The sequence below is a fragment of the Methanococcoides sp. DA23 genome (assembly GCF_057593895.1).
The window spans coordinates 1,433,765-1,454,597 of sequence record NZ_CM172520.1 but is presented as its reverse complement, the minus strand read 5'-3'; the positions used below and the strand labels follow the sequence as shown (position 1 = coordinate 1,454,597).

Annotated in this window: 13 protein-coding genes and 1 pseudogene; 8 read left to right on the top strand and 6 right to left on the bottom strand. The window is 41.8% G+C overall.

What is annotated here, in order from left to right; translation table 11 throughout:
- Positions 1-100: 100 nt before the first annotated feature.
- Positions 101-1,573 (top strand): asparagine synthase-related protein, encoded by a 1,473-nt coding sequence (locus AC20MK_RS06975; RefSeq protein ID WP_487355150.1) that lies wholly within the window; start codon positions 101-103, stop codon positions 1,571-1,573.
- A 1-nt stretch (position 1,574) separates the two neighbouring features.
- Positions 1,575-2,270, top strand: a complete 696-nt coding sequence (locus AC20MK_RS06970; protein ID WP_487355149.1) for a diphthine--ammonia ligase — start codon at positions 1,575-1,577, stop codon at positions 2,268-2,270.
- 86 nt (positions 2,271-2,356) lie between these two features.
- On the opposite strand, the gene AC20MK_RS06965 is transcribed toward AC20MK_RS06970, so the two are convergent.
- Complete coding sequence (locus tag AC20MK_RS06965; RefSeq protein ID WP_487355148.1) at positions 2,357-3,709, bottom strand: multiheme c-type cytochrome; 1,353 nt, start codon at positions 3,707-3,709, stop codon at positions 2,357-2,359.
- Between the two features lie 666 nt (positions 3,710-4,375).
- Between AC20MK_RS06965 and AC20MK_RS06960 the strand changes: the two are divergent.
- Both AC20MK_RS06960 and AC20MK_RS06955 read left to right on the top strand, forming a co-directional pair.
- A pseudogene (locus tag AC20MK_RS06960) lies at positions 4,376-7,027 on the top strand (PAS domain-containing protein); the annotation flags it as partial.
- A gap of 36 nt (positions 7,028-7,063) precedes the next feature.
- Positions 7,064-8,497: a PAS domain-containing sensor histidine kinase gene (locus tag AC20MK_RS06955; RefSeq protein ID WP_487357080.1), complete on the top strand. Its 1,434-nt coding sequence runs from the start codon at positions 7,064-7,066 to the stop codon at positions 8,495-8,497.
- A gap of 522 nt (positions 8,498-9,019) precedes the next feature.
- On the opposite strand, the gene AC20MK_RS06950 is transcribed toward AC20MK_RS06955, so the two are convergent.
- Positions 9,020-9,217, bottom strand: coding sequence for a hypothetical protein (locus tag AC20MK_RS06950; RefSeq protein ID WP_487355147.1), 198 nt, complete (start codon positions 9,215-9,217; stop codon positions 9,020-9,022).
- Positions 9,218-9,583: 366 nt separating this feature from the next.
- Between AC20MK_RS06950 and AC20MK_RS06945 the strand changes: the two genes are divergently transcribed.
- Together AC20MK_RS06945 and pyk are read left to right on the top strand one after the other, a co-directional pair.
- Positions 9,584-9,841: a hypothetical protein gene (locus tag AC20MK_RS06945; RefSeq protein WP_487355146.1), complete on the top strand. Its 258-nt coding sequence runs from the start codon at positions 9,584-9,586 to the stop codon at positions 9,839-9,841.
- 91 nt (positions 9,842-9,932) lie between these two features.
- The gene (pyk, locus tag AC20MK_RS06940) at positions 9,933-11,366 is read left to right on the top strand and encodes a pyruvate kinase (protein WP_487357079.1); all 1,434 of its coding nucleotides are present in this window, start codon (positions 9,933-9,935) and stop codon (positions 11,364-11,366) included.
- 45 nt (positions 11,367-11,411) lie between these two features.
- Here pyk and AC20MK_RS06935 read toward each other — a convergent pair whose 3' ends face one another.
- Positions 11,412-12,497, bottom strand: a complete 1,086-nt coding sequence (locus AC20MK_RS06935; RefSeq protein WP_487355145.1) for a (Fe-S)-binding protein — start codon at positions 12,495-12,497, stop codon at positions 11,412-11,414.
- Between the two features lie 48 nt (positions 12,498-12,545).
- On the opposite strand from AC20MK_RS06935, the gene AC20MK_RS06930 reads away from it, so the two are divergent.
- A complete protein-coding gene (locus tag AC20MK_RS06930; protein ID WP_487355144.1) occupies positions 12,546-13,802 on the top strand; it encodes a GntP family permease in 1,257 nt (418 codons plus the stop codon).
- 42 nt (positions 13,803-13,844) lie between these two features.
- Complete coding sequence (locus tag AC20MK_RS06925) at positions 13,845-14,390, top strand: O-acetyl-ADP-ribose deacetylase (RefSeq protein ID WP_487355143.1); 546 nt, start codon at positions 13,845-13,847, stop codon at positions 14,388-14,390.
- A 71-nt stretch (positions 14,391-14,461) separates the two neighbouring features.
- On the opposite strand, the gene AC20MK_RS06920 is transcribed toward AC20MK_RS06925, so the two are convergent.
- The 3 genes from AC20MK_RS06920 to AC20MK_RS06910 are packed head-to-tail and all read right to left on the bottom strand — an operon-like array spanning position 14,462 to position 20,598.
- Entirely contained in the window at positions 14,462-15,667 is a 1,206-nt protein-coding gene (locus AC20MK_RS06920) for a hypothetical protein (protein WP_487355142.1), read from the bottom strand.
- A 32-nt stretch (positions 15,668-15,699) separates the two neighbouring features.
- The gene (locus AC20MK_RS06915) at positions 15,700-19,878 is read right to left on the bottom strand and encodes a NosD domain-containing protein (RefSeq protein ID WP_487355141.1); all 4,179 of its coding nucleotides are present in this window, start codon (positions 19,876-19,878) and stop codon (positions 15,700-15,702) included.
- Positions 19,879-19,899: 21 nt separating this feature from the next.
- Entirely contained in the window at positions 19,900-20,598 is a 699-nt protein-coding gene (locus tag AC20MK_RS06910) for a hypothetical protein (protein ID WP_487355140.1), read from the bottom strand.
- Between the last annotated feature and the right edge of the window lie 235 nt (positions 20,599-20,833).

Below are 20,833 nucleotides of genomic sequence, written 5' to 3'. Positions count from 1 at the left end.
TTAAATATCCAGTAATTATCCAGTCTTATTCTATCAATGTATATATTCCATGTGCCGATTTCCGATAAATAAATATATGGTCGACAAGTGTTCCAACTACATGGGCAGAATCGCAGGTTTCTTTAAATTGGCTTCTTCCATCATGCCGGTTAAGATCTTTAATGAAATGGAAGCTCGTGGTGAATACAAAGCTTTCATCTATACAGGCGATGGCATTCATAAGGTGTGTTCTGCCTCTGAAATACAGTCCATATCACTCAATGAAGCCATGATCGGTTTTGATAGTCTGGTAGCTTCATCCCCATTGAGTTCATCATCAGACCAGTTCGAACTTATCGGGGATACTGACATCTACAATTTAGATGAGCTTGCACGTGAACTTCATTGTGATGCTGTGGAGAACATGTCAATTCTGAAACGACTTTTGCAGGATACTTTCAGCCTCGAAAAATGCAGCGATCATGAGATGTTCCAACGCTTTGATAGTTCATTAAGGACTATTCGCGGGGTTTATGCGATTTCTTGTCATATGGGTGATAAAGTGTTTCTCGCAAGGGACCTTATCGGTGTGAAACCTCTCTGGTACGACACCTCATCAGGCTTTGCATTCGCTTCGGAAAAGAAGTTCTTAGAAATGTCCGGGCTTCATGATGTGGTGGAGCTTGATCCTCGACAGATCCTATGCTATGATCTCAATAACGATACTATAAAGGCATACGACAGGGAATTTTTGCAGGGACTTACAGAACATAAAGGATCTTTCGTGGAGGTCCGGGACGATCTTATTTCTTTGCTTGAAGAAGCGGTATCCATTCGTGTGCCTGATGAGGATTTTGGTGTGATGTTCTCTGCAGGAATTGATTCCACTATCCTCGCCCTGCTCTGCAAAGGCTTGGCCGAAGCTAAAGGTGTAAAATGTAATTGTTATACGGTGGGACTTTCAGGGCAGACCCCGTCACCGGATATCATCTGTGCCAGAAAGCTGGCAGATGAGCTTGAACTTGAATTAAATGTACATGAGATCGATCTCGATACTGTGGAAGAGTATCTAAGTACAGTTGTCCCTTTGATAGAGGATGCGACCGTTCCGAAGACAGGTGTCGCATTGACGATGTATGCAGCTTGTAAGGCTGCAAAGAAGGATGGCATAAATGTATTGTTCGCAGGTGCCGGAGCTGATGAACTTTTTGCCGGATATAACAGGTTCAAGAGTTCAGTATCTATAAATGAGGATTGTATCAAGGATATCCTGGAAATGCATGAAGTGAACACGTATCGCGATGATACGGTTGCGGCGTTCACGGGGATGCGAGTGCGCCTTCCTTATCTCGATGGGAAGTTTGTGGAATTTGCCCTCGCTATTCCAAAAGAGTATAAGATATCCGATGAGATGAACAAGATCATCCTGCGAAAGGCAGGTGAGGAGCTTGGGCTGCCAAAGTATGTGGTCGAGCGGGGAAAGAAGGCCGCTCAGTATGGTAGCAGGTTCGATCAGGCTTTAAAGAAGCTTGCAAAAAGAGCAGGTTTTGCGAATAAGACAGATTATATCAATAGTTTTCAGGAGAGTAGATAAAGTGAAACTCGGCGTTCTTTTCAGTTCAGGCAAGGATTCCTGCTATGCATTGCATATCATGCAGGAAAAAGGAAATTCAATTGAGTGTTTGATCACCATAAAAAGCAAAAATCCTGATTCTTATATGTTCCACACCCCGAACATCGACCTGTCAAGGTTACAGGCAGAAGCCATGGGATTCCCTCTTCTGGAGACTTTTACAGAGGGAGAGAAGGAGCTTGAGCTTGATGATCTAAAGAATGCCATTCTGGAAGCACAAAGGGAATACGGTCTTGAAGGGATCGTGACAGGTGCCCTGTATTCCAATTATCAGAAGGACCGGATCGAGAAGATATGCAATGAGCTTGGTCTCGAGGTGTTCTCACCGCTGTGGCATATGGATCAGGAGCAGGAAATGCGGGACCTGCTTGACAAAGGGTTCAGGTTCATTTTCAGCAGCATAGCTGCCTATGGTCTTGACAGTGGCTGGGTCGGAAAGGAAATAACTTCTTCCGAAGTGGATAAGCTCGTAAAGCTCAATGAAAAGATCGGCTTGAACATTGCAGGGGAAGGCGGTGAGTTCGAGAGTTTTGTCATCGATGCACCAATGTTCAAAAAGAGGATACAGATAAACAAGTATGATCTTGTGGAGAGGGATGAATATACAGCGAAGGTCATTATAGAGGATGCTGTGCTTGTGGATAAGCCAGTTGAATGACCCAGGTCTAATAAATTAATGATGGTGGCACAATGTCACATTGTGCTTTGCCATCTTACCTCAAGATAAAATTAAGGTATTTTTCATTACTTTCCTTTTCTTGACATGATCAATACTATGCTCAGGATCGATGCTACCAGGACCAAAGCTTCAAATCCGGGAGTGGCTTTTGTATCATTTTCGGTTCTTTCAGAACTTACATCGATACCAAGACCTGCTTCTATCTCTGCGTTAAGCCTGATCTGTTCTGCCATTTCCACAATTTCAGCTTTGTCCTTTAGGAGCTCATAGAATCCGTGCCATTGCACGTAATCCGGTCCCATCATGAATGCACCCATTCTTGCACGTCTGCCTTCGTGGTGCCAGAATTCATATATCTTGAACTCAACAGGTTCATCAAAGTCCTGCTCTGTCAGCAAGCCATCTTCCCTTAGCTCATTAACTATTGAACTTGAATCTGCATATTTTTTGTTGTAGAGCTCTACAGTAGCATCTGCATTTTCGTAATAGTTGTCCACCCATGTCTCTGAATGGCATTGTTCGCAAACGGAGGTCATCCTCTCACGTTTTTCCTGCCAGGTGGTTCCGTCGCTTATTGGAGTTCCCAGTATGTTAGCCGTGTTGTCGGTATGCCTGGATACAGGTGGTTCAAGTTCCCATGAAAGACGTGAACTCACATCATGGGTGGCCTTTAGCTCATCTGTTCCTGACATATGACAGACTGCACATGTAGGTGCTCGATAATCTTCTCCGGCTTTCCATTCTTCATCGAGCCAGTTCCAGTCATTGCCTTCCGTACTGTATATGCTTCCGTGCTTTGATTCAAAGTAGATCTCGGTCTGCGGATGGTCAGGTCCAAGATGGCATTGCTGACATGCTTCAGGCTTTCTTGCCTCTTCAACTGAAAATACATGGCGTGTGTGGCAGGATGCACAAGATCCTAAACTACCATCTGGATTTATCCTTCCAATCCCATTGTTCGGCCACACTGCAGGGTCTTCTGTACTTTTGCCGGTCATATTGGTGCCGTGACATGCCTGACAGCCGTTGACAGTTGCATTGTGACTGGCGGTTGTATATCCATCAAGTGTGATCTCGCTTTCAAGATATGGTAGTTTTTCACCGTCAAAATCGACCTCATAATAAAGAGTGCCAAGGGAATGCAGGCTTCTTGTATTCTCCTCGAATGCAGCAGCGTGACAATTGCCACAGTCAGCAGCCGATACCACCGGGGTCATGTAAAGTCCCATATGTGCTATGGCATCCGGATCATCAGCTTCAGCAGTATGGCAGCTCTCACATGTTATGCCCGCTTCAGCATGCTTACTGTTCTCCCAATCATCGATGACGGCTGGAAATTTGTTCATGGAACTGTGACAGTCAAGACAATTGTCAGATACAGCAGCAGATACTGATATTGTAACAATTATCAATGTCAATATTGCTAAAAGAGTTAGTTTTAATATATACCCTTTCTTCATTCTCTACCACCCGGATCGTAATTACAATACAAGGTAAAACGATAATATTCCCCTTTATAAATGCGTCAAACTCCAATAAAAGGATTTGTAGAAGCGTTACTATTCATTATATGAAGAATGCCAATATGGAAGATCAGGCTCTGTAGAAATAAGTAAAAAATACATTCTTGAAATTGGAATCAATTATTTCGATAGATATTCATCGATTTGTTGTGCTAATTTTGTGGACAATATTTTTATTAGCATGTATACTAATTAATAAGTATCAAATCTGATTGCTCAAGAAACGATCATATGTTTCTAATAGTGCAGAAAAACGAAGTGTTTTGGATTGTAGGGCTTGCTCTCTCCGACACTATGAATTCGTGATATCAAGGTGCTAAAATATCCTTGTGCAAACACGATCAAATTTTAAGATATATGAAAGAACGCATCAAAATATTCAGATACGCTTGTGTGAAAAGCATTGCATACAGCACATTCCAATATGAAATATATTGAAAAGAGTGGCAATTACTAGAGGATACTACTACATAGAACGCTTTATATGTAGAAATTAATAATATATTTAGAATAAAGTGCTGTGCAATTTCTATATCATATATAATCCGAGGAGACCTGTTGATGAAAAAAGAGAAAAGCCGCATTGACAGCATATTGCGTGTAGCATCTATTGGTATTGGAACAATTCTCGATAAAAATATCCTGGAAGCTGATGATGAAATTTGCCGGATCATGGGGTATGAAATATCTGAACTGGTCGGTAAAGATGCTCGCATGTTCTATCTTTCAGACAGTGATTTCGAAAAGGCTGATCGTGAGATCTACAACAATCTGAAAGGAGCAAGCATCTCTAACATTGAACAAAAATTGAAACGAAAGGACGGACATATCATTGATGTTTTTATGAGTTTTACACCAGTGGACCCAGAGGATCTTTCAGAAGGCTACACCTTCACAATTCAAGACATCACTGGAAAATTACTTGCTGAGAGGAATGTTGAAGAGAAGAAAGAAAGGCACATCCGGAGTATTTTCCAGGCAACACCCACAGGAATAGGGGTAACCTGGGATCGCAAGCTACTTGATGTCAATGAGAAGATGTGTCAGATAGTGGGACGTTCAAAAGAAGAGCTTGTGGGGGCAAGTACGCGAATACTCTATCCAACATCAGGGGAATATGAACGTGTGGGAAAAGAACTGGAAGTCCTTATAGACAAAAAGGAACCTGGTGTTGTTGAATCCAGGTGGATCAACAAGGATGGTGGCATAAGGGATGTCTACATGACGTTTGCGCTAATAGATGTTGATGATCCTTCAGCAGGACTTACATTTACAGTGCAGGATGTTACAGAAAGAAAACTGGCAGAAGAAGAAATATACAAACTAAACCAGTTCCAGCAAACGATAATTGAAAGTGCAGATGTCTGGATAAACGTCTTCAACAAGAATGGTGAACTTGTAGTGTGGAACAATGCTGCCGAATCAATAAGCGGATATTCCAAAGAAGAAATGCTGGGAAGCACCAGGATATATGAAATGCTTTGTCCGGACGAGACCGAGTTTAAAGAAGTAGCTGGTGCTAAAAAATCCATTTTCGGTGAAGGAAAGAGGATATCTGATCTTGAGACCTCGATCACAAGAAAAGATGGGGATAAGCGAATAATATCATGGAACTCAAGAGAACTTTTTGATGAGGATCAAAATGTTGTCGGGTCCATAGTTATTGGAAATGATATTACGAGGCAGAAAGAAGCCGAGAAGATCAATAAGCAACAGGTTCATTTCATGCAGGAACTTATCGATGCGATCCCTGCACCTATTTTTTATAAGGATTCGGAAAACATTTACCTTGGTTGCAATAATGCTTTCGCAGAATTCACAGGGATCCCAAAAGATGATCTGATCGGAAAAGGTGTTTATGAGCTGTATGAAAAAGACATCGCTAATAAATACCGCAAGATGAATATGGATCTTCTTAAAAAGGGTGGCTCACAGACATACGAATACTACTTACAATCATCTTCCGGCCATAGACGTGCAGTTATTTTCAATAATTCGATCTTTACAGATATTGATGGGAACACTGCGGGACAGATAGGTGTAGTATTTGACATAACTGAACGTAAAGTTGCAGAAGAAGCCTTAAAAGAGCATTCTCATTTCATACAGGAGCTACTCGAAACAATTCCTGCACCTGTATATTATAAAGACAAGGAAGGGACATACCTTGGATGTAATAGAGCTTTTGAGAACTTTTCCGGCCAAAAAAGTGAAGACCTGATAGGAAAAGTAGCATATGATGTGTATGATGAAAAGCAGGCTGCGGAATATATCCAGATGGATCGGGAACTTGTAGAAACAGGTGGTATGCAGTCATACGAATCAGAAGTCGTGTACGCAGGAGATAATACAAGACATAATGTCCTTTTCAATAAATCTGTATTTACAGACATGAATGGGGATATAGCCGGGATCATAGGAGTCATTCTTGATATTACAGCCCACCTAAGATCAGAAGAAGAAAAGAAAAAGAAAGAAAGACACATCCGAAGTATTTTCCAGGCAACACCCACAGGCATAGGAGTTACCTGGGATCGCAAGCTACTTGATGTCAATGAGAAGATGTGTCAGATAGTGGGACGCTCAAAAGAAGAGCTTGTGGGGGCAAGTACGCGAATACTCTATCCAACACCAGAAGAGTATGAACGTGTGGGAAAAGAACTGGAGGTCCTTATCGACAAAAAGGAACCGGGTGTTGTTGAATCTCGGTGGGTCAATAAGGATGGTAACATAAGAGATGTCTACATGACATTTGCACTAATAGATGCTGACAATCCTTCAACAGGACTTACATTTACGGTGCAGGATGTTACAGAAAGAAAAATAGCGGAAGAAAAGATATACAAATTAAACCAGTTCCAGCAAACAGTAATTGAAAGTGCAGATGTCTGGATAAACGTCTCCAACAAGGATGATGAAGTAGTTGTATGGAACAATGCTGCAGAATCAATAAGCGGATATTCCAAGGAAGAAGTTCTGGGTAAGAGCAGTATATAGGAGTGGCTTTACCCAGATGAGGTCTATTTTAAAGAAGTGGTTAGTGCTAAAAAAGCGATCTTCGATGAAGGAAAGAGGATATCTGATCTTGAGACCTCGATCACAAGGAAAGATGGAGCTAAACGAACCATATCATGGAACTCAAGGGAAATTTTTGATGAGGACAAAAATGTTGTCGGGTCCATAGTCATTGGAATTGATATTACAAGGCAGAAAGAAGCTGAGAATACTATAAAGCAACAGGTTCACTTCATGCAGGAACTTATCGATGCGATCCCTGCACCGATCTTTTACAAGAACAAAGAAAATATTTACCTTGGTTGCAATGATGCTTTCGCAGAATTTACAGGCATACCAAAAGAAAAGATGGTCGGTAAAGGTGTTTATGAGCTGTATGAGAAAGAGATCGCAAATAAATACCATAAGATGAACAAGGAACTCATTGAAAAAGGAGGAACTCAGACATACGAGTACTACTTACAATCATCTTCCGGACAAAAACGTTCAGTTATCTTCAATAATTCGATCTTTACAGATATTGATGGGAACACTGCGGGACAGATAGGTGTGGTATTTGATATAACCGAACGTAAGATGGCAGAAGATGCCTTAAAAAAGCATTCTCATTTCATACAGGAACTACTCGATACGATTCCTGCACCTGTATATTATAAGGACAAGGAAGGGGCATACCTTGGATGTAATCGAGCTTTTGAGAACTTTACCGGTACAAAACGTGAGGAACTTATCGGAAAGGTTGCTGATGATGTTTATGAAATTCATCAAGCAGAAGAATATAACAAAATGGATCGTGAACTCCTAAAAAATAAAGGGACCCAGATATACGAGGCCGAAGTCGTTTATTCAGGAGATAATACAAAACACAATGTAATTTTCAACAAATCTGTCTTCACTGATATGAATAATAATGTTGCAGGATTAATAGGAGTTATTCTGGACATTACCGAACGTGTAAGATCAGAAAAATTACTTGAAGTATATTCTCAAGAGCTTGAGCATTCAAATGAACTCAAAGGCATCTTTACGGACATCATGCGACATGACCTTTTGAATCACGCAACTGTGATAAGTGGATATACATACATGATGCTTTCTTCAGAAGATGATGAAACGAAGCTGAAAAGATTGGAAAAGATCGATCTCAGTACCAAGAAACTGATAGACCTCATTGAAAGTGCGGCGGCCTTTGCCAAACTGGAATCAACCGATGATCTGGAGTTTGAGAACATTAATGTTGGTAACATGATAAATGACATTATAGCCAACTTTGAGTATCAGGCAGAAGAAAAGGGTGTGGGTATCAAGATAAGGTCGGAAGGGTCATGCACTGCACTTGCAAATCCAATGATAGAGGAAGTTTTCGTCAATTTCATATCAAATGCATTGAAATACGGATCTGACAAAGAGGACATAGTGATCAGGATCGAAGATACTGGTGATAACTGTAAGATCGCGGTCACTGATTCAGGTGAAGGCATTTCAGACGAAGATAAGCCATTGGTATTCGAACGCTTCAAGCGTGTGGGAATCAGTAGTGCAAAGGGAAGCGGACTTGGCCTCGCGATCGTAAAGAGGATAGTTGACCTGCATAAAGGCAAAGTTGGTGTGGAAGATAATCCTGAAGGACAAGGTAGTATGTTCTGGGTCACATTGAAAAAAGCATAAATAACTATTGAGGTGGCTTTAATATTTAGGGAATGGGGGGTTAAATGAAAAAATTCACAACTGAATAGCTTCAAAAGTACAATGGTAAAGATGGAAAAAGTGCTATGTTGCACAGGTGAATGCATATGATTCTTGAGGTTTTTAATGCCTCATTTGTTTTTGCAACAAATAATAATATCAAATCATATGGCCTACCTTTTGCAGTTTTATTTAAGCAAGAGATATAATGTGGTTAAATCTGATCTTAATAAGGATATAACATTCGGGCTTTGTAGAAATCCTTTTCTTAAAACCCAGGTGATAATCTATAAATTTAATACTCAAATTTAGCAGTTTAAAGCTATACTAGGAAATGTATACGCAATCTACTAAATTTAGAATATCAAAAATAACTTCATCTTTGTAGTTCGTGGCCGAAAATCTTCTGTTATTGTGCACCTAAAACTAAGTATCAAATCAAATGTCCTTATAAGACCGATCAATGTATGTCTTGGACACGAGGACTTTGTCTCCCCGATGACTTTACTTTTTTGTTTCCTTTTCAATTGCTTTTTTTGTATCAGTTTTGCTTTCTGAACCCTTGCACCATTCATCGATCACAAGGTCATCAGCACTTTTGCTATCGGAATTTTCAGTGGATATCTCACACCAGCTGTCTATCTCATCATCCAATGTAGGCAATTCTATATCTTCTTCCTTTTTGTCTTTTTTGTCTTTCATTGATAGCCCCTATTTACTATATCTAAAGGAAGTTGAAATATTTACTGGTTTTTGATGTTACAGTTACCAAGGTATCAAATGCACCTGTTCCAAATAAACAGTAGACATTTAAGTCAAAAGACCAATATTTTGATCGGGGTGTAATCTTAAATACCGATATTGCAAAGATCCTGGTTCTACTAGGTTTATTATGGCTTCTGCTTAAAATTTATGTGTTGCTTAAAGAAATGTCTCTGTTTCAATTTTGAAAAGCTATCTGGAACGCAAGTTTCTCATTTCCACAATAAGCTTTATCAGTTCAGTAGCCATTAAATCACATTACGATTACGATATGTGTCGTTCATAATTTCTTAAGAGGTATTCTATATGGAAAATGACCCGTTCAAGCAGATCCAGAGGCAGATAGATGAGCTTAAGCGCCAGCTGGATGAGAAGGATAATAGGATCGCTGATCTGGATGAACAGATCGTTGAACTGACCAGTTATATCAATATGCTTCATGAGCGATTTTCAGGGCACTCTGATGAGATGAACCAGCTTTTCGATGCAAATCCTTCACAAAAAAGGGGAATTTACGCCCGCGACTCAATTGTCTATTCTGCTGATACTGAAGAGCTTAAATAACCGTATTTGCTTTTCCCTTCTTTTTTTGTAGTACCTCTCTAAAAAAGGTAATGTTTTAAGTCAGCCGGTCAATAATTGAGCAGTGAGTTTAATGAATCTGCCTGACCACAAGACCAAGATCGTATGTACTATAGGACCCGCTTCTTCTTCAGAAGAAATGCTGCGTGAGCTTATCTTTGCAGGAATGAACGTGGCGAGGATCAACTTCTCGCATGGCAGTTTTGAGGACCATAGTAAAGTTATCCGGCTGATAAAAAAGCTGTGTGATGAGCTCAACGTTGTCGTTTCGGTGATGGCAGATCTTCCGGGACCGAAGATACGTGTGGGCGAGATCAAAGATTCCCCTATAAATTTACAGAAGGGGGATAAGGTGAAACTGACCACTGAAAGGATCGTAGGTTCAAAGGACCTTATTCCTGTGGACTTTGACAAGCTTCCTTACTGTATAGCTAAAAAGTCTGATGTTTATTTCAATGATGGTTTCATTCAGATGAGGTGCAGTGGTATTTGTAGCAATGAGGCTGAATGTGAGGTTATCGTAGGTGGTCAACTCTCATCCCACAAGGGCGTGAATCTTCCCGGTATCGACCTTTTGCTTGATCCTGTCACTGAAAAGGATATTGAGATCCTGGATTTTGCATTGGACGAGGGTGTGAACTGTTTCAGTATCTCGTTCATCGAGCAGGGTTCCGACATACAGAAGATAAGGGATCATGCTGCTAAAAAAGGAAGGGAGGTGTTCCTTGTGGCGAAGATAGAAAGAGGTCCCTCGGTCGAAAATATCGATGACATAATGGATGCTACCGATGCCTTGATGATAGCACGTGGTGATCTCGGTGTGGAAATTCCAATAGAGGAAGTTCCCATCGTACAGAAAGAACTGATACACAAGGCCAATCTACGTGGAATTCCAGTTATAACCGCTACTCATATGCTCGAATCCATGACCGATAACGTACGACCAACACGTGCCGAAGCTACGGATGTTGCAAATGCTATTCTTGATGGTACCGATGCTATCATGCTTTCCGGAGAAACAGCAGTTGGTAAGTATCCGTTGGAGGCCGTTCATACGATGGTCAGGGTCGCAAGGAAGACCGAAGCATGGCGTGATAGTACAGAAGGGGGAATGGGTCTCATAAGGAATGCCATCGGTGAGACTGAGATGGGTATAAGTGATGTCATTTCCTTGCAGGTCTATGATGCTATTCGTAAATTATCCATCGAATTCGTAGTGACACCCACTTATTCCGGGGCTACCCCAAGACGTATCTCACGCTTTAAGCCGGAGAACTGGATAATCGCCATGAGCCATCTTGAGCTTACATGTGAACAATTGGCATATTCCTATGGTGTCTATCCAATTTATGTGTCCGATGACAGTGAGGATATCGAAAAGAAAGTGCTTGTTGCCCTCCTGTCCAGTGGGATAGGCAAGCCAGGTGACACGATCGTTCTGACACAAGGCTATTCAGGCGGCACCAACCTGTTGAAGATAATCGAGATCGAGCATTTGGTCGAGTGATCTTTCGAGCATTCAATTATTTGTTCTGCATGGTGAGATGCGTTCTTAAAGAACGCTCTCCAAAAGCAGTTCAGTAATATCCTTTATCCTGAACTCTTTTTCTTCCTGTCGGCATACATCCTCAAGATGATGATAGCAGAACGGACAGTAAGAGACTATGCCATCAGGATGGTCCTTTGCTTTTTCTATCGTTATCATACCGACCTTTGATGAGATCTCCGGGAAGTTCGGTTTCACGCCTGCAGGTCCTCCGCAGCACCCGTGTTTACCGCCGAACATCTCTGTGACCTCAACCTGCATGGACCTTAGTATATCTCTTGGAATGTCTGACATCTCCAGAATAGCACAGGCATCTCTTACAGCTACTTTTCTGTCCAATGCCTTGGGGACGAGCTTGCCTTCCTGTATAAGATCTCTGAACAATTCAAGAGAATAGACCATTTCGAATTTAGGTTCCCTGAAAAGTCTGGCATATTCTTCCTTTAGTACAATATAGCAGCCGGGACAGGAAGCTATTATCTTTTTGATCCCGAGGGATTCAATATATTCGACATACTCTTTGGCATATTCCTTTGCTTCTTCCATATGACCGTTGTCAATGAGGAAAAGACCACAGCATCTCTCTTCAGGAATAGTCCTTGGTGTGATCGCTGCCTTGTTGAGCACTTTTATTGTAGAGCGGGCGATATCCTGGTGTGCAAAGGCTATCCAGCAGCCTGCCATGTAAGCTACATCGGATGTTTCGGAAAGCTCGATCTCATCGTTTATCCAGGAGTTCCTCAGTGTGACATCCTTTCTTCCGGGGCTTCCGGCTTCGATGATGTTCTTGCATATCTGTGATGTTCTTGCAGGCTCCTTTCCCTGTTCTGCCAGTATCTTCCTTTCTCTCTGAATGATATCGGTGATGGGGATGTTCATGGGGCATATATCGTCACATGCACCACATCTGGTGGAAAGATAGATGTCGTCTACCTCGTCCTGATCAAGCTCATCACCCTCGATAAGTTTCTGTAACAGCATTATCTTCGATCGGGGTGTATATTTGTTGTCCGTGACCTTTGCGATATGACAGACATCATAACATTTTCCACAGTCGATACAATAACTAATAGCAAGCAGGTCTTCATCCATATTATTGCTCCGATGCTATCATATATGTCCTGATACATCAAGGCTCGTATGGAATCCCTGCTTCTGTTCGTTCTCACAATAATCTTCATCAGTGTCCTTACCATTCGGTATCATATCACTCCGTTCCTGACACTTATAGCAGCAGCTTTTCTTTTTGGGACCTTCAGCGGAATGGACTGGCTCATACAATATGTGACAGGTGGTGCCGGTCGTATCTTTTCTCTGCTGGGTATCCCTATCTATTGTGGTGCGGTCATTGCACAGATATTAAGGCATGGGCATTTCATAGAAAAGATAGTCGAAGACGTTAAACGCACCATCAAGGCTCCTGACATGGCAGCCGGAGTGGTAGGTTATCTTCTTTCCATTCCTTTGATGTGCTGTCTCACCACCTATGTTGTGATGCTTCCTCTCATCGAGCAGATGGAAAAGGAGCAGTCTACAGGAGGGAGACTGTTCTACATGGCAGCATTTGGAAGTGTGCTTTCCTTTGTGCTTATACTGCCATTGCCGGTCGTTTATAGCATGACCACGGCATTCGGAGTTTCCAATTCGGATACTTTCAGTATCAATTTCATCACTGTCCCCCTTTCCCTGTTCCTTCTGGGCACAGGTTATGTGGTCGCAAAAAGGCTATCCTCGGGTTCCCAACATCCTCTTCCGGAACTTTCGGGCCTTGTAGAACCTGCTATGCTCGAATTACCAAGATGGAAGGTCTGGTTGCCCATAGCATTACCAATAATCCTGATATCCATTGGTTATCTGTTCTCCCCGCTTTCAATAATAAGTGATGTCAATATCGCCCTTGTGATATCCGTGTTCGTTTCCCTGTTGCTTGTTGATGAAAAACCTCGCAAGATAGCCCTTGAGAAAGGAACGAAGAATGCAGGTATAATTCTCTTTGACCTGTGCGGTGCAGGTGCACTTGGTTTTGTGATAGCTGCCAGCAGTTTTCCGGATGATGTTTTTGCTCTTATCAATGGTGTGTTCCCTGTCGTTGTCGTCCCATTCGTTCTGGCGGTGCTGATCCAGACGGCACAGGGTTCGCGTATAGTGACAGCTGTAATAACATCCACCATCGTTGCAGGAACTGATATTATCACATCCGTTCCGACAGTTCCGCTTATCCTCATGATAAGTGCCGGTACTCTGATAGTCTCCTATGTCAGTGACCCATATTTCTGGTTGATACAGCGTTCCACAGGTGACAGTATACCGACCGTTGTACGCAGGTTCACTCTGCCGCTTGCAGGTGCAGGCGTCCTTATCTTTTGCTGTGCCATGGTCTTGTTCATGTTCGCATGATCAAGCATAACTATAAATCCACACAAATTCCAACAATGATACATGCTTTCTGAAAGAATAGTGGTCACTAAAGGTGATATTGTAAAACTGAACGTTGATGCCATCGTAAATGCTGCCAACAATTCCCTTCTTGGCGGCGGTGGGGTTGATGGTGCTATACATAAGGCAGCAGGACCACAACTTCTTGAGGAGTGCAAATTTCTCGATGGATGCCTGACTGGCGAGGCTAAAATAACCTCCGGCTATCGTCTTCCTGCAAAATATGTCATCCACACGGTCGGTCCGATATGGAAAGGAGGTTTTTCGGGCGAGGATAGCATGTTGTCCAAATGTTACCGTAACTCTCTGAAGGTCGCTGTAAAGAACGGTGTGAGAACGATCGCTTTTCCCTCGATAAGTACGGGTGCATATGGTTTTCCTGTGGAGAAGGCGGCGAAGATAGCCATGCGTGAGATAGCTGGTTTTCTTGAGAAGAATAAGACCATTGAGAAGGTATTGGTCGTCTGTTTTAATGAGGAGGCTTTCAGGAGCTATTCGAATGCTCTGGAAGAAGTTTTGGGTAGGATTGAGGGCAATGATCCTCTTTAACGTCAAGTAGGTAAATTTAGTGGTCTGCAATCAAATAGTTGTAATTGCAAATTGTCTCCTCACTTAACTACTTATTTAACAATGTGATATTTTATTCCAGCAATCAATATTAATCCAATTAATATGGGTGTTAGTATGTAAAATAAATTGTAATTTTCTTCTTTATCGTCATTTTGGACCTTAGTCCCCTCACAACTAATCCGGTCCATTCCATCTGGTGACGGGGGTGGGGATATAGATATTGTAGTGTAGGAACCATCAATTTTGCTTTTCTTCTCCTGCTCTCCATAAACAACAGAATTTATAACAAACCCTCCAGTATCAGCAGGATTCAGGGGCATGGAATTTCCGGTTATTGTGTAAGGTATTGTATAATATATCCTTGCAAAGAACACGGGAGTTCCTGAATAATCATAAGTGAACGAATCAGACCAGGTATCGTCAGGCTTGAGGTTTACGTCCAAGTCATATTCCTTAATTTGTGTTGTTTCGTTCAACATCGTGTCTGATACATAGACCTCAACTCTGTATAGAGAATAATTGAAATCGCTTGCATCCTCTACGATAACTCCTACTTTCCATCTTCCTTCTGTAATCATTTGTTTTTCAACTGTAAATGTTGTTGATGTAACAGCTGATAATGATAGATTTCTTGATGCCACAATTGCTGTGCTGGTAAATGACAGGCTTGAAGGTTGTAGGATTATGTCTGATTCTGGAGTTGTTCTGAAGATAAGGTCAAGGCTTTCACTGGAGTGGGGTGGTATCGTGAAGTTCTTCCACAGTGACCTGTTCTCTGCCCAGTCCATGTTGCCTGCTGAAGTGGTGTAGCCTGTGTAATTAAGTTGGACTGGGAATGATTTTTCAAATGAAAGTATGTCAATCTCCTCGCTTCCCGGGTTGTTTATCTCAACCCTATAGACAATTTCCTGTTCAGCATTCAGGTTGAGGGTGGAAGGTGCCGTAGTCTCTATAACTCTTGGTAATGCTATTGTTCCTGAGCCTGGGAGCTGATAGGATATTATGGTCGTGCTGTTTGGCACCAGCTCATTTATGTATTTTTCTGTGGGTGTTATCCCATCACTAAAAATTATATTGATGTCAGATACACTGTGATTTGACGAGGGGTTTGTGATTGACAGATATCCTGTAATATTCCCACAATCGTATGTTCCGTCTGAATAGAAGGCGAGATCGTTGATGTACTCAGTTGTGTCAAGTTCAAGGTTCAGGGACACCGCACCAGCTTGTGGGAGAAAGATTACCAGACTTAACATGATCGCAATAACTATGCGTTTGTAACAATATTTCATACAGTATCAATCCCCACGGTGAATGCATCAGTTAGGGAGTATTTTCCGTTTCCTATGAGAGTATAAGTAATATTCTTGCTCTCTCCGGCAGCAAGGTCCAATGACCAGTAGTAGATGTTAGACTGCGAACCATTGTAATTTGGCACTGGATCTGCTATAGTTAAGTTGGCAGGGATGAGGTCATAGGCTCTGATCCCCGTACTATCGAAATCAACAAGGCTTGTAAGGTTCAGGGTTACATTATAGTTGTCTGAAGATGTTCCGGATTCAATGGTCTTTGTGATGCTGAAGTTCATGTATTGTGTTGCTACACCATTGACTGTGATTGTAACTGTATTTGTATCATCCAGTTTTCCATCAGATGCTGTAAAATTCACGTACTGTACACCAATATCATCATTACCTGGTGTCCATGTGAATACGTTGTCTGTGAGATCGCCGAAGGTAGCATTTGTGCTGTAGCTCAGTGTATCGTCATCAGGATCGGTTGCATTGAGTGTGATGGTCAGTAATTCTGATTGGTTGACCTCGAACAGAAGCGGCTCAGCTTCCAGCTTGACAATCCATGTATCTGTGTACCATGAATCTTCTGGCATCATATCACCAACAAGTATGAACTCTTCTTCAGAGGTCAGGGCAACGGAATACATATATTCGTCAGAGCTTCCACCAATTGTTCTATTCCATAGCTCGTTCCCTTCTGAATCTGTCTTGAAGATCCACCCATCGTATTTGTAACTTCCAGCGGGTGATTCCGTGTTACCTGCAACTATATATCCTCCGTCATCTGTTATCTGGACATCATAGCTCTTTCCGGCTTGCACATCTCCAAATGTGTTGTTCCATGTGTGATCTCCATTGCTGTCCGTCTTTATCAGCCAGATACTTCTGGATCCCCCTGAATTTGTTCTTTCTCCTGCAACGATGTATCCTCCGTCATCGGTTTGCTTAGCAGAGTATGCCTTGTCATCCCGTGTCCCATCTAGACCATCAAAGGTTCTGTTCCATTCCTCTGCGCCGCTTGAATCAATTTTTATCAACCATGCGTCACGGGAACTGGCTCCAAAAGAACTGGTCTCTCCTGCAATTATGTATCCTTCATCACTTGTTTGCTGTATGGAGTAAGAGTAATCACTACCTGAACCGCCAAATGTCTGATTGGAAACATGATTCCCATTTTCATCAGTTCTTACCAGCCATGCATAGTCTACGAATTCCAATACTTCATTAATGTAGGAAGTCCTGCCTGCAAAGGCATATCCTCCATCACTGGTCTGTATTACGGATTGTGCATAGTCTTCCATGTCTTTTCCAAATGTCTGATTCCATTCCTCTGTTCCGTTAGAATCCGTTTTTATCAGCCATGCATCCGTGCTGCCTGCTCCAAAGGACTTTGTCTTTCCTGAAATGATGTATCCGTTATCGCTGGTCTGTCGGACCGAATAGGCATAGTCGTCACTCGTACCACCAAAAGTATTGTTCCAGTCTTCGGCTCCATTTGAATCCGTTTTTATCAACCATGCATCAAAGTAACCGTTTCCAAAAGAGTCTGTGTATCCTGCAATTATGTACCCTTCATCACTTGCTTGCTGCACGGAGTATGCATAATCTCTATCACTTCCACCAAACGTCTGATTCCATTCCTCCGCTGGTGCAGTATACTCTCTATTATCACTTAGAACTGAAAGTATAGGTGCACGATTTGCTGGAGGCGTGGTACATGGTGAAGCTAGTGGGAGATAGTCGTAGTGATCCGGTGTTGCAATCGTATAAGTCTCGTCGCATATGCCATCACCATTCGCATCAGAGTTATTGGTCTGGCTAAACCCGGTACCGTCTGGTGTAAGCCAGTAGTTGCCGCCAAGATAGGAACCACCTGCAATATTCATGCCTGCAGTCTTTGTGGTGTTCCAGATATTACTGTTGGTTCCAAGAAAATATGCGTTGTTAGAGTTGTTTAAGTAGTTGTTGAAGAACAGATTGTTGTTGGAAGAAAACATATAGATGCCATCGTCATTATTCTCCAGCGTGTTGTTGTTAAGAGTGTTGCTTATGGAAAGGACTAGGAGGATGCCGATGGGATTATTTGCTGCTGTGTTGCTGTTTGCCGTGTTGTAGTAGGAAAGTTGTAGTAAAAAACCACTAGCAGAATTGTTCACCGCTGTGTTGTCGGTCAGAGTGTTATTATCGCAGGAATCAGTGACACCATACAAACGTATGCCCATTGAATTTTTCTCTAACATGTTACTGCTCAGAGTGTTATCGTCAGAAGAAAACAAATGGATACCATAGAAAGAGTTGTTCACTCCCTTATTGTTGCTCAGAGTGTTGTTGTGGGAATAACGCAGATGGATACCGTCGTAATTATCTCCCGCTATGTTACTACTCAGAGTATTATTGGAAGAGGACAAATAGATACCCGCCTTCTCAGAGCCTGTAGCACCGCTCACATTGAAACCGGTAATGGTCACACCATCAGACGAAACATCAAATACATGATAAGATGAAGATGCAGCAGTTACATTCGTGACCGAAGCACCACCAACTGAGGTGATGTTCAGTTGCTTGTTCACGTCCACATTCTCATTATACGTGCCTGGATACACAAGAATTGTGTCACCCGCGGTAGCAGCGTTGACCGCTGCCTGGATGGTGGTGTAGTCACCTGTCTCATCCTTTTTCACGAGTATGTGTGGCGTTGTGGTTGCAGTATCATTAACCCAAGTAATATTGATATTTTTGGAAGTATCAACTGTCCTTGTGCCGATGGTATAACTGGTGGATGTTGTCAATTCTGTAGCTGTGTAAGAGGTACCAGTCACGTTTTCCATGAACTCATTATTAATGTAGACCATGGTATAATTGAAATCAGTATCATTGGGTTTTGTCCAAGTCCAGTTGATGGATGTTGATTTTACGAGTGTGTCAGCCAATCCGGTTACACTGGCGGGTGGTGTGGTATCCGGTGCAACATTTGTTTCCAAAGTATATGTTACAGATATGGGTATCCAGTCAAGATTGACAGTGTTATCTCCTATGTCCTCAACTTTAATTTGTATATTGTCGTCATTTATTTTTTCAGGAGTCCATTGTGTCCAACTTGCAACGTTAGTGAAATAAGTTGCCTGGGTGCCTGTTAATTCCTGAGAGTATGTTTGTGTTAACCATGTATTTCCACCATCGCAACTTAACTGAAGCTTTATGCTGTCAGGGCTTCCTCCGGGAGGATATGATGACATGGCATAAATTCTTACATTTACTGCGATTATATTTGCGTTATCAGGTATGTTAAAATTATAGCCCGAATAAATATTCCATGCCCCATTAAAAACTGAATAATTTCCATCATTTGCATAAGCATTGGTTGGATCTGTACACGTACCATTGTTGTTAGTAGGGGAAATGTATAAGGTTTTGTAGATTGGTATTGGTTCAATATCGATTGGGTCTATTTCGATTGGATCAATTTCTATTAGGTTAGTAGCACTAAATTCCACATCTGCAGTCATGGTTGGTGTGGTAGTTGTTTCCAAAGATTGTAATGTACTGGGCGCCAGGTTCTCGCCAACAGGTGCATATATTTCGAATTCTGTGCTGATTGAGCTTGTTATATTCTCATCATCAATAGCCGTAATACTCACAATTTTCGGGCCTGTTGAGTTGGCGAGGTAATTCGTCGAAAAAACACCATCTAATGCATAGGTGTTAATGGTCAGGTCATCTATCGTAATATTCACTGATGCGTTCACTGATGCTTGAGTAGCAGCATCTGTGATATTCCCAGATAAGATTATGTCACCTACCGGATATTGTTGCTCAATATCTGTATTTATGGAAAGTGTCCGTATGTTGAATTCGCATGTTTCGCTGATCTGTTCTCCACTTACAAGGATCGTATATTTCCCGAGCACCACACTCTGATGCGAAGAGTATTCTGTAAGATAGCTATCTACGTACGGGGTAAGTATTAGCTCGGTCAGACTGTTCCATGGGTCGATGACATAGGCCGTGACATTCGATGTTTCGTTTATGGATATATGCACGGTTTCCCATGGATTATAGGATGTCTTGTCTGTGCTGATTATCGGCTGATCGGCAAGTGCTGTTGATGCACACTGGATTGTCATTGATATGATTACTATCAGTACAAGTAGCTTGAATAGCACAGATTCCATCCCTCTTACCCCCATTTTATCTCATTTATCGAATTTCCACTGGCGGTATGTCCAAATACATATTATTCCAAACATCAGGATCAAGAAGATATGTGACCACTTGAATGGCAGATTTGGGAGTGGAAGAGCTCCGTACTCAAAGTTCAGTTCCCATGTATTGTCGTCGATATCACTATTTGTCCAGACCACTGTATCATCGATCTTCAAAGAAGGAGAGTTTGAGTATGATACATGCTTTCCGTTAATATCTGCTTCTACCCTTGCATTTTCTATGGGTATGCTGGATGGCTGTATCATATATGTGATACCGTCAAAGAGTAACCCTTGTTCGACGATGTCATCAGTTGTGTATTCTATGATTATTGTCCTGCTCTGCCCTGGTATCACAGGCGTCCAGAAGCCATAACGTATGGTTGTGAGATTATCTTCTTCTATCACCAGGATATCTGTTATTACGCTGCCATCATCAAGCCTTGCAGAGACATCGGAGACAACCATCCCCTGTATTTTTTCCGTGAATGGTATGGATATCCCCAGTAGATCTGAGCTCTGCTCCCTGCTGAGGGTGATATATCCATATCCTGGAACAACTGACTTATCTATGACATTTTTTATTGTAAGCTCTTCCGTCACATGGGCTGTGGTGGAGTCGACTTCAATGGATACATTATAGTTTTCCCATACTTCTACAGTGGTACTAGCACACACTGGTATGATCATTTGTGAAAATGCTATGATAATTATTAGTGCTATTGTTCCTGTTTTTATGTGTGACACACCCTATTATATAGTATATCCATTCAATTTTTATAATGAGACTTCATTTTATTAAACAACTTTTATATACCATAATGATTTAATCTTACTGTATATACGATGATGATGATAATTCCTATTTCCATCATAATGATGTGTGCAAGTATCATGATAATTATGATATGTTATTATTATTATT

Bases quoted from the DNA above. Each gene is read 5' to 3' on its own strand.
- pyk (WP_487357079.1), top strand. From the start codon at position 9,933: ATGAATCTGCCTGACCACAAGACCAAGATCGTATGTACTATAGGACCC.
- AC20MK_RS06920 (WP_487355142.1), bottom strand. From the start codon at position 15,667: ATGTTAAGTCTGGTAATCTTTCTCCCACAAGCTGGTGCGGTGTCCCTG.
- AC20MK_RS06915 (WP_487355141.1), bottom strand. From the start codon at position 19,878: ATGGAATCTGTGCTATTCAAGCTACTTGTACTGATAGTAATCATATCA.
- AC20MK_RS06955 (WP_487357080.1), top strand. From the start codon at position 7,064: ATGCAGGAACTTATCGATGCGATCCCTGCACCGATCTTTTACAAGAAC.
- AC20MK_RS06945 (WP_487355146.1), top strand. From the start codon at position 9,584: ATGGAAAATGACCCGTTCAAGCAGATCCAGAGGCAGATAGATGAGCTT.
- AC20MK_RS06910 (WP_487355140.1), bottom strand. From the start codon at position 20,598: ATGATCATACCAGTGTGTGCTAGTACCACTGTAGAAGTATGGGAAAAC.
- AC20MK_RS06925 (WP_487355143.1), top strand. From the start codon at position 13,845: ATGCTTTCTGAAAGAATAGTGGTCACTAAAGGTGATATTGTAAAACTG.
- AC20MK_RS06935 (WP_487355145.1), bottom strand. From the start codon at position 12,497: ATGGATGAAGACCTGCTTGCTATTAGTTATTGTATCGACTGTGGAAAA.
- AC20MK_RS06950 (WP_487355147.1), bottom strand. From the start codon at position 9,217: ATGAAAGACAAAAAAGACAAAAAGGAAGAAGATATAGAATTGCCTACA.
- AC20MK_RS06975 (WP_487355150.1), top strand. From the start codon at position 101: ATGGGCAGAATCGCAGGTTTCTTTAAATTGGCTTCTTCCATCATGCCG.
- AC20MK_RS06930 (WP_487355144.1), top strand. From the start codon at position 12,546: ATGGAATCCCTGCTTCTGTTCGTTCTCACAATAATCTTCATCAGTGTC.